Raw genomic sequence first — 9,556 nt, 5'->3', positions numbered from 1 at the left:
TCCTTCTACCTCGGCAAGGGGGAGCAGGCGAAGGCGCGCCACATAGTCGGCAATGCGCTGGTGATGGTGCTGCTCGCTTCGGCCGTGCTCGCCTTCATCGGCATCCGTTATGGCGAGTCCATGCTGGCCTGGATGGGGGCCGAGGGGGAAATTTTCGATGCCGGCCTCGCTTATCTGCAGTGGTACGCCTGGCTCGGGGTGTTTGCCGTACTCTCCATGGCGTTCACTGCCCTGCTGCGCAATGACGGACGACCCGGTCTCGCCACCTGGATCCTGGTCGGCGGCGGCGTGCTCAACGTGCTGCTCGACTATCTGCTGATGGCTGTCCTCCCCTGGGGCCTCGCAGGGGCGGCCATCGCCACCATGCTCTCCCAGGCGGTGACCGGTGGCCTCTGTCTGTGGCACTTCTTCACCCCGCGCAGCCAGTTGCGTATTGGCTGGGATACGCTCATGCCGGACTGGCGACTGATGCGGGAGACGCTGCGGCTCGGGGTATCGAGCTTTCTGATGTACCTCTACCTGTCGGTGGTGCTGGCGCTGCACAACAAGGCGCTGCTGGTGGTGGGCACCTCGCTGCACGTGGCCGCCTATGGCGTCATCAGCTACAGCGAGGCCTTCTTTTATCTCATCTTCGAGGGGATCGCCATGGGCATACAGCCCATCGCCAGCTTCAACGCCGGTGCGGGCAACTGGCAACGGGTACTGCGGGTACGCAACCTGGCGCTGGGAGTCACCCTGCTGGTGGCGCTGTGCGGTATCATCCCGCTCTATCTCTGGCCGGAAGGGGTTGTCTATCTGTTTGTCGGCGACAACGCGGCCCTCTTGCCGGTGGCGAGCCTCGGCATCTGGCTCTACTTCTGGGGCCTGCCGATGGAAGGGCTATTGCTGGTGGGGGCCACCTACTTCCAGGCCATCAACCGGCCCCGCATCGCCTCCCTGCTCACCGGCGGCAAGCTGGTACTGATTGGCGGCTTCCTGTGGGGCTTCTCTTCCCTGTGGGGTGTGGCCGGGGTCTGGCTGGCGTTGCCGACTTGCAGCACTGTGCTGGTGCTGGTGATGTGGCGGGCCATGCGCAAGGAAGCTCGCCTGCATGCCGCAGTTGCCTGATACACAGCCATCCTTCCATGAAAAAGGCAGCCCAGGCTGCCTTTTTCGTTTTATCCGGCCTGCTCATCACTGCAGATGGCCTGGATTGGCTATGTCGCGTCAGGGTTTGAAGGCCCCGATAAAGATGGCGGGATCGACGCGGGCATCGTTGAGACTGACGTTCCAGTGCATGTGGGGGCCAGTGGCGCGACCTGTGGCACCAACCCGGCCGACGATGCTGCCACGGGGCAGGCTCTGTCCCAGGGTCACATCGATCTTCGACATGTGGCAGAACATGCTGATCAGCCCCTGGCCGTGGTCGACAAAGACGGTGTTGCCATTGAAAAAGTAGTTGCCGATCAGGATCACCTTGCCGGCGGCCGGGGCCTTGATCGGGGTACCGGAACCGACCGCGAAGTCGAGGCCTGAGTGGGGGTTGCGCTCTTCACCGTTGAAGAAACGGCGCAGGCCGAACGGGCTGGAGAGCGGGCCCTGTACCGGCTTGTCGAACAGCAAGTTGCTGGGCTGGGTAGGGCTGAAGGTTTGGTAGGCACGGGTTTGCTCCGCCAGTTCGCGGTTGATGCGCACCATATCCTCAGCCAGCGGATTGACCTGGCGGCCGTTCTTCAGCTTGATGTGCTGCTCGCGGTAGTGCTTGCTGCCGACCGTGAAACTGAGGGTGCTGCCATCATTCACCATCAGCGTATGAGCCCCCGGCTGGCTGTTGAGGGGAATGCCGACGATGGCGATCCAGCGGCGATCCTCTTCCCGCACCACCAGCACGGGCTTGTCCTGATAACGGGCGGCTGGGGCCTGCTCTGCATTGCCAAGCGGCACCACGGCAACGCCGCCCGGCACTGGATGGTTGAGCAGACGGCTGATAAATCCCTCGGCGAGGGGAGATTGGCTGGCCAGCAGCAACAAAATACAACAAACAACTCTCATGACGGTTCCACGCTATGGGCTGGGTCAAACGAACAAGGGTAAGGGCATCAGGAGGCTGGCTGGAAGCGCTGATAGATGGCCTCCATCTGGACCGATACCTCCTGGCGAACCAGCTCCAGCTCCAGCATCTCTTGCACGACTTTCAGTTGGCTCGGGTTAAGGAAAGCGCGGCTGCTCTCCAGCACACGCTGGGTATAGGCCTTCTGGTTCTCCAGATAGGTGCCGGCATCGCCACTCTCCTGCTGGGCCAGTTGCTGGTTGGCATCGCTCAGCAGACGCGTCAGGGATTGGCGCTGGGTCGGGGCCAGCAGCTCGCCGCGCTCCGCCAGTCGGCCCTGGATCTCCAGCAGGCGGTTGATGTCACCCGAGTAGAGCTCCTGTTCCAACCGGGTGCGCGTGTCGTCACCCAGCAGGTTGCTGATGTTGCTCCAGATGCGTTGGCTCTCCTGCTCGTAGGCATCGGGGTGATCGAAGCCAAGGCGATAGAGTTCGCGCAACTGCTCCTGCACCTGACCGCGCACGTCCTCCACCACGTCCAGCCGATCGAAAACGGTAGTGAGTTGGCTGCCCTGCTCGGCATCGTAGAGCCGCTCTATCAGCACAGAGCCGTCGCTGGACTGGCTCCACTGGCTGATGGCGGCCTCCAGCTCCGGATTGGGGGCCATGGCCTCCTGCGCGGGGGCGGATTCCCCCTGCGTGCCTTTGCCGGGTAGCTTGGCCATCAGGTTCTGACTGGCGCTCTGGCTGGCCGCTGTGTCGCACTGGGCCACTGCGGCGTTTTCAGCGGAGTCGGGTTGCGGGTGAGACGCTCTGGTGGCGGGTTGAGCCTGCCATTGCCAGAGGTTGAGCAGCAGGGAAGCAAGCAGGATCGGTGCCAGATGAAGTGTACGCATCTTGGATTCTCTTGAATAAGTAAATGCCCCTTGTGCGGGGGTCTCTTATGATAACCGTAACGCCTGATACAAGCAGCCTTGATGTGCGAAGCGCCAACCCATGATCGTCCGCCATTGAGTCAGCCGTCCCATGGCTCTAGAATCAGCAGCCAGCCCGTCATCATCTGAGGAAACGTTATGAATGGATTGTCCCCCCTGCGCGCCGAGCCGGCCCGTCACCCCATCGGGCGTGGCTGGGTCTGGGTGCGATCTGGCTTCGATGTCTTCAACAAGGGCATGGGCGTCAGTGTCGCCATGGTCCTGATCTGGTTCGCGGTCGGTCTGTTGCTGGAACGCCTGCCGGCGGGTGGCCTCATCTCTCAGTTGCTCTACATGGTGTGGGGTGCGGGCTGGATGGTGGTAGCCCAGCGCGGCTACGAGGGTAATCAGCTCAAGTTTGCCGACTTCTTCGCCGGGTTTCGCAACAAGCTGACTCCGCTGATGCTGGGTGGCCTGCTGGTGCTGGTTCTGTTTACCCTGATTGGACTCATCTGCCTGGCCTTGCTCTCCATGTGGGGGTTGACCCCCCTGCTGACCCAGGATCCCGCATCCATGGTGGCGAGCGTGGCGCAGGTGCAGGGGTTGCTGCTCTGCCTGTTGCTGGGGTTGGCACTGCTGATCCCCGTACTGATGGCCATCACCTTCGCACCGGCCCTCATCTATTTCCATGATGTCGGCATATTGCAGGCCGCCAGGCTCAGCTTCAAAGGCTGTCTGATCAACATGTGGCCCTTCTTCTGGTGGGGGCTGATCGGCGCCGGGCTGATGCTGTTGGGGGCCGCCCTGATGTTGGTCGGCCTGCTGGTGGTGATACCGGCACTCAACTACTCCATCTATGTGGCGTATCGGGATATCTATCTGGATGTGTCGCAGGAGGTACACACCGAGGCGCCGCTCACCGGCTTCGAAGCCTGATCCGGATGCAAGTGACCGGGATGTCATGATTAAAAAGGGGCCTGCGGGCCCCTTGTGCATGGTGATGTTACTCCTGCCACATGGGGTCGGCCGCCATGCGCACTACCAGAAAATCGAGAAAGCTGCGCAAGAGGGGGGACATCTGCTTGCGGGTGCCATAGACCCCGTAGACCCCGAGTCGCTTGGGTTGCCACGCGTCGAGCAGCGGTACCAGGGCGCCACTCTCCAGGTGTGATTGCACCGAGTAGCGGGGCTGCATGCTGATGCCGGCACCACCCAGGGTCGCCTCCAGCAGCAGGTTGGAAATGTTGGCACTGAGATTGCCGCTGACCGGCACGGATTCAGGCCCGGTGGGCCCCTGAAACTCCCACAGGCTCTTGCCGAAATAGGTGTAGGTGAGGCAGTTATGCAGGGCGAGCTCCTGCACCTTGTGCGGGGTCGGGTGTCTGGCCAGATAGGCCGGGCTGGCACAGACCACGGAGTGGCAGGTGCCGAGCCGGCGGGCCACCAGGTTTGGATCCAGATCATTGGTGATGCGAATGGCCAGATCGATCCGCTCCTCCACCAGGTTGACGGTGCGGTCCAGCAGCAGGATATCGATGGCGGTGCCGGCATACTGGGCCAGATAGTCGTTGGCGGCCCCCACCAGCAGGGCCTCGGAGAGAGAGTAACTGCTGGTGATGCGCAGTTGCCCCTTGGGCGCCTCATCGCCGCGAATGGCGATCTGCTCCATCTCTTCCCCCAATGCCAGCATGGCCCTGGCGCGGTTCAATGCCTCTTCCCCCGGGCCGGTCAGACTCAGGCGTCGCGTGGTGCGATGCAGCAGACGGGCTCCCATCCACTGCTCCAGTTCTGCGAGGTAGCGCGTCACCATGGCGCGCGACATCTCCAGCTTCTCCCCGGCGCCGCTCAGGCTACCTTGCTCGACTACGCTGACAAAGACCCGTAATGCGGTCAGCCGATCCATATGCAGGCCCTCTATATGATCGATTAATGCAACAGTGATGCGCTTATTATGCTGTATTTGTACCGTTAATGATCCAATAAACTGTGTCCATCTGATGAACCCCTGATGACTTGATGAGGAATACCCGATGAACAACACCCTGATCCGCAACCTGACCCTGGCCACTACCCTGCTGAGTGGTGCCGCCATGGCCGCCCCCCTGAGCGTGACTGTCTACAACCCGGGCGAGAAGGCCATCTTCCCCGTCTCCTCTTCCCTGGTGGCCGGTGACAAAGAGGCCATTCTGATCGATGCCCAGTTTGATGTGAAAAATGGCCAGGCGCTGGTCGACATGATCAAGCAAAGTGGCAAGCAGCTGACCACCGTCTATATCAGCGCGGGTGATCCTGACTTCTACTTCGGTCTGGAGCCCATCATGGCGGCGTTTCCGCATGTCAAAGTGCTGGCTGACCAGCATGTGGTCGACCACATCAACAAGACCAAGGATGACAAGCTGACCTATTGGGGACCTATTCTGGGCGCAGGCTCACCCAAGACCTTGATAGTACCGGAAGTGATGACTGCCTCTTATCTGACCCTCGAAGGCGAGAAGATCGAGATCAAGGAGATGAACACGCCGACTGCTTACCTGTGGGCGCCGTCCATCAAGACAGCATTGGGCGGTGTGCCGGTTTATCACGGCGTCCACGTCTGGATGGCGGATAGCCAGACCAAGGAAGCCCGCGCTCATTGGGTGAAGACCCTCAACGAATTGCTGGCCATGAAACCCGATCGTGTCGTACCTGGCCACTTCCTGGGTGCTGAGCCCAAGGGCACTGAAGCCGTGACCTTTACCCGTGACTATGTCCAGCGCTTCGAGCAGGAGTTGGCCAAGTCCAAAAACTCTGGTGAGCTGATTGAAGGCTTGAAGAAAGCCTTCCCGTCCTTGCCGGTCGACGATGGTCTGGCCATCGGAGCCAAGGTCAACACCGGCGAAATGAAGTGGTAATTGCCTGACGCCTGCTTCCCAGTGTTTTTTACCGGGCCCTTGGGCCCGGTTTTTTTAGCCAAACAATCGAGAATGAATCGCATGAACGAGACAAGCCTGCATTACGTCTATGACCCCCTCTGTGGCTGGTGCTATGGCGCAGCCCCCTTGCTGCAAGCGGCGGCCGGGATTCCTGGTCTTCACATCGAACTGCATGCTGGCGGCCTCTGGCTGGGCGAGCGTCGTCAGCCCATGGGTCAGGCCCTGCGTGACTATGTCCGCCCTCATGATGAGCGGATCCAGGCTCTGACTGGCCAGCCCTTCGGTGAGCACTATTTCAACGAGTTGCTGCTGCGCGATGGCTTGCTGCTCGACTCGGAGCAACCCATCCGCGCCATCCTGGCTATGTCGGCCTTGGGCGGCAAGGGCTTGACCCTGCTGCATCGTATCCAGCAGTCCCACTATCGTGATGGCATCTGGATCGGTTCCCTCGAGCACCTGAGCAGCCTGGCGACAGAGCAGGGCATGGATGCCGCGGCATTTTCAGATGCTTATCAGAACGTGGATCTGGCTGGTCATCTGGCAGACAGCCAGCGCTGGATGCGTCGCCTCGGTGGACAGGGCTACCCCACACTGGGTCTGGTACAAGGGGACAAGGTGACGCCGCTGTCCGCCTCTTCCTTCCTGGGGGAGCCGGCGGCCTTTACCCGTCAGATCCAGGCCGTGATGGGACGCTGAATCCGTGTCCCGTCTATTGGCGAACGGGATGAAAGGTGAACCCTGGCTGAGGGGGCGATTTTTCCTCCCCTCTTGGTCCTCATGTTATCTGCTGGCGTGACGATATATTGACTAGCGGAGAGTTTATAAATCATCCGCTTGCGATCATAACGCTACGTTCTATGGGGATAGCTCGGGAGTTCGGCTCCACGGGTTTGCGTCTAGCCGCCAAGGATATCAATCATGTTCAAAAATATGTCTATAGCTCAGAAGTTGAGTGCCGGCTTTGCCGTATTGGCACTGCTAGTGGTCGGGCTTGCCTGGTTTTCCATCACTCAGTTGTCCCGCCTCTACGCAGATACTGCCACTATCTCAGAGAATTTGCTGCCATCGACCCGTTATGCCAGCCAGATGCATGTGGCCATTCTTGATGCCCGTCGCTCTGAGTTGGCAATAGTGATTGGTGGTTTGAATAATGACATGCAGGAAGTGAGTGAGCGCACGGCCACCTTTAACCAGGCGAAGCAAGAGTTTGACTCGGCTGCACAACATTATGGCGCGCTGCCGTTTGCATCAGATGAAGATAAACAAAACTATGAACAGCTGATTGCTGCCGGTGCTAAGTATTTTTCTATGCATAAGGAGCTGATGGCGGCCTTTGCCAGTGGGGACCTCGAGCGGGTCAAGGGGTTGCGTAAAAATGAGACCCGTGTTGCCCTGGAGGAGGTGGGTTCCAAATCCTATCGTATGCGCGAGATCAACAACGAAGTTGCCAGTGGCATGGTCAAATCGGTCGCCGAGCTTTACAGCAACTCGCGCAACATGAGTATCCTGGTGGGGGTGGTGACGCTGGCGTTTGTCATCATCGTGGCCTGGTTGCTGACCGGCCAGATCCGCAATCCCGTCATGGCCCTGCTGGAGCAGACTCGCAAGGTATCGGCGGGTGATCTGGCGGCTCACCTCGACTTGAAACAGTTCAACAACGACGAGCTGGGCCAGCTGGCCAAGGGCTTTGGCGAGATGCAGGGCAGTCTGCGCAACCTGGTCAGCGAGGTGTCCGGTTCCGTGGTGCAGCTCAGTTCGGCGGCCGAACAGATCAGCGCCGTGGCCCGTCAATCCGCCACCAACATGAACAATCAGCAGCATGAGCTGAATCAGCTGGCCACCGCCATGAACGAGATGCAGGCCACCGTGCAGGAGGTGTCTCGCAATACCAGTGATGCCGCCGGTGCCGCGACCCAGGCCAGCAGCACGGCCGAGCTGGGAGCTCGCACCGTCAATGACTCCATCAAGCGCATTGAGCAGGTAGCCGGCGCTATTGAGAGCACGGCTGTGGTTATCCGTCAGCTCGGTGATGACAGCCGCAACATCGGTATGGTACTGGAGGTCATCCGCGGTATCGCCGAACAGACTAACCTGCTGGCATTGAACGCCGCCATCGAGGCTGCCCGGGCTGGTGAACAGGGCCGTGGTTTCGCCGTGGTGGCCGATGAGGTACGTACCCTGGCGAAGCGGACTCAGGATTCCACTTCCCAGATCAACACCATCATTGCCGAGCTGCAGCAGCGGGCCGAGCAGGCTGGCACCACAATGCAGCAGAGCCAGGAGATGATGAACTCCACCGTGAGCACGGCGCGGGAGGCGGGAGCGTCCATTTCCGAGATCAGCGGCTCTGTGGAGAGCATCTCCCACATGAATATCCAGATCGCGACCGCGACCGAAGAGCAGGGTGCGGTGAGCGAAGAGCTCAACCGCAACGTGGTCAACATCAGCCATGCCTCGGAAGAGGTGGCAGCGGGGGCAACCCAGATGGCACAGGCTTGTAACGAGCTCAACCATCTGGCGACTCAGTTGCAGGAGATGGTACGTCGCTTCCGGGTGTAATGATGGTTTGATATTCTCCGCTTGAGCGGGCCCGGATCCTGGATCCGGGCCCGCTTTGTTTTTCCATCCGGCCCTCTTTTTCCATTCAGTCGCCATATCTTGTCCCTTCTCTCTTTCTTGGGCATGCTAATGGCCCAATTGGTTGGCAGGATTCTGGATGTATGAACCTTCGCGATCTCGAGTATTTGGTTGCCTTGGAAGAGGAGAAGCATTTTCGCAAGGCAGCGGAGCGTTGCTTCGTCAGCCAACCCACCCTGAGCGGCCAGCTGCGCAAACTGGAAGATGAACTGGGGGTGATCCTGATTGAGCGCACCTCGCGCAAGGTGCTGTTTACCCCGGCCGGTGACGCCATGGCCCATCAGGCCCGCAAGGTGCTAAAAGAGGTGCGGGAGCTCAAGAGCATAGGCCAGCACTTTGCCGAGCCCATGTCTGGTGAGATCCATATCGGTTTCATTCCCACCGTCGGTCCCTATCTGCTGCCCCACATCATCCAGGATCTGCGCGAGCATTTTCCCAAGCTGGAGTTCTATCTCTATGAGGAGCAGACCCAGGTGCTGCTTAAGCGGTTGGAAGAAGGGGCGCTGGATTGTCTCATCCTCGCCGAACTTGAGGGTATGGAAGGGTTTAGCTCTATTCCTCTCTATCAGGAGCCCATGTGGCTGGCGGTACCGCAACATCACCCGGAAGCCAGGGCCAAGTCGGTGCCGCTCAGTAACCTCAAGGGCAAGAAGCTGCTGATGCTGGCCGATGGCCACTGTCTGAGGGATCAGGCGATGGGGTTCTGCTTTGCCGCCGGTATCGGTGAGGATCAGCGTTTCAAGGGCACCAGCCTGGAGACGCTGCGCAACATGGTCGCCGCGGGCAGCGGCATGACGCTGGTGCCCAAATTGGCCGTGCCTGCCAATGTGGAGGAAGGCGGCGTCAGCTATCGCCCCGTGATCGACCCCGTGCCGGGTCGTGCCATCTCGTTGCTCTATCGCCACTATTCGGTACGCAGGCCCTGCTTCAATGAGCTGGCTGCCCGCATCTCCAGCCTGATGAAGGGCCAGCTCGGCTAGCGGCAACGCAGCCGTGGCCATAAAAAAACCGGCGCCTGGCGCTAATGCCGATCAGTTAAGGATCCATTGACCGATCCTTCTGATG

At 60.1% G+C, this 9,556-nt stretch carries 9 protein-coding genes; 6 read left to right on the top strand and 3 right to left on the bottom strand.

All coding sequences use genetic code 11. From position 1 onward, the window contains the following. On the top strand, positions 1-1,107 hold a 1,107-nt coding region (locus AAC083_RS02620; protein ID WP_108535757.1), incomplete at its 5' end, for an MATE family efflux transporter. 99 nt (positions 1,108-1,206) lie between these two features. Here the strand turns inward: AAC083_RS02620 and AAC083_RS02615 are convergent. Then, the gene (locus AAC083_RS02615) at positions 1,207-2,031 is read right to left on the bottom strand and encodes a M23 family metallopeptidase (protein WP_108535756.1); all 825 of its coding nucleotides are present in this window, start codon (positions 2,029-2,031) and stop codon (positions 1,207-1,209) included. A gap of 47 nt (positions 2,032-2,078) precedes the next feature. Then, positions 2,079-2,924 carry a hypothetical protein gene (locus AAC083_RS02610; protein ID WP_108535755.1) on the bottom strand — a complete coding sequence of 282 codons (846 nt, stop codon included), beginning with the start codon at positions 2,922-2,924 and terminating at the stop codon, positions 2,079-2,081. Between the two features lie 177 nt (positions 2,925-3,101). On the opposite strand from AAC083_RS02610, the gene AAC083_RS02605 reads away from it, so the two are divergent. Further along, a complete protein-coding gene (locus AAC083_RS02605; protein WP_108535754.1) occupies positions 3,102-3,878 on the top strand; it encodes a BPSS1780 family membrane protein in 777 nt (258 codons plus the stop codon). Positions 3,879-3,945: 67 nt separating this feature from the next. Here AAC083_RS02605 and AAC083_RS02600 read toward each other — a convergent pair whose 3' ends face one another. Next, positions 3,946-4,845 (bottom strand): LysR family transcriptional regulator, encoded by a 900-nt coding sequence (locus AAC083_RS02600; protein WP_042034665.1) that lies wholly within the window; start codon positions 4,843-4,845, stop codon positions 3,946-3,948. Between the two features lie 127 nt (positions 4,846-4,972). Here AAC083_RS02600 and AAC083_RS02595 point away from each other — a divergent pair, with 127 nt between their 5' ends. The 4 genes from AAC083_RS02595 (at position 4,973) to oxyR (ending at position 9,471) form a co-directional block, all read left to right on the top strand. After that, positions 4,973-5,833 (top strand): Vmh family MBL fold metallo-hydrolase, encoded by an 861-nt coding sequence (locus AAC083_RS02595; protein ID WP_108535753.1) that lies wholly within the window; start codon positions 4,973-4,975, stop codon positions 5,831-5,833. Between the two features lie 81 nt (positions 5,834-5,914). Beyond that, complete coding sequence (locus AAC083_RS02590) at positions 5,915-6,550, top strand: DsbA family protein (RefSeq protein WP_108535752.1); 636 nt, start codon at positions 5,915-5,917, stop codon at positions 6,548-6,550. Positions 6,551-6,772: 222 nt separating this feature from the next. Beyond that, positions 6,773-8,413 (top strand): methyl-accepting chemotaxis protein, encoded by a 1,641-nt coding sequence (locus AAC083_RS02585; RefSeq protein WP_108535751.1) that lies wholly within the window; start codon positions 6,773-6,775, stop codon positions 8,411-8,413. 161 nt (positions 8,414-8,574) lie between these two features. Further along, positions 8,575-9,471 (top strand): DNA-binding transcriptional regulator OxyR, encoded by an 897-nt coding sequence (gene oxyR, locus AAC083_RS02580; protein ID WP_181364621.1) that lies wholly within the window; start codon positions 8,575-8,577, stop codon positions 9,469-9,471. Positions 9,472-9,556: the final 85 nt, after the last annotated feature.

The sequence above is a fragment of the Aeromonas sp. HMWF014 genome, from assembly GCF_963878295.1.
GTDB classification, from domain to species: Bacteria; Pseudomonadota; Gammaproteobacteria; order Enterobacterales; family Aeromonadaceae; genus Aeromonas; species Aeromonas popoffii.
Note: the sequence above shows the minus strand (reverse complement) of the source record. Positions and strands in the feature narration are given on the sequence as shown.

Bases quoted from the DNA above. Each gene is read 5' to 3' on its own strand.
- AAC083_RS02585 (WP_108535751.1), top strand. From the start codon at position 6,773: ATGTTCAAAAATATGTCTATAGCTCAGAAGTTGAGTGCCGGCTTTGCC.
- AAC083_RS02600 (WP_042034665.1), bottom strand. From the start codon at position 4,845: ATGGATCGGCTGACCGCATTACGGGTCTTTGTCAGCGTAGTCGAGCAA.
- AAC083_RS02595 (WP_108535753.1), top strand. From the start codon at position 4,973: ATGAACAACACCCTGATCCGCAACCTGACCCTGGCCACTACCCTGCTG.
- oxyR (WP_181364621.1), top strand. From the start codon at position 8,575: ATGAACCTTCGCGATCTCGAGTATTTGGTTGCCTTGGAAGAGGAGAAG.
- AAC083_RS02615 (WP_108535756.1), bottom strand. From the start codon at position 2,031: ATGAGAGTTGTTTGTTGTATTTTGTTGCTGCTGGCCAGCCAATCTCCC.
- AAC083_RS02590 (WP_108535752.1), top strand. From the start codon at position 5,915: ATGAACGAGACAAGCCTGCATTACGTCTATGACCCCCTCTGTGGCTGG.
- AAC083_RS02605 (WP_108535754.1), top strand. From the start codon at position 3,102: ATGAATGGATTGTCCCCCCTGCGCGCCGAGCCGGCCCGTCACCCCATC.
- AAC083_RS02610 (WP_108535755.1), bottom strand. From the start codon at position 2,924: ATGCGTACACTTCATCTGGCACCGATCCTGCTTGCTTCCCTGCTGCTC.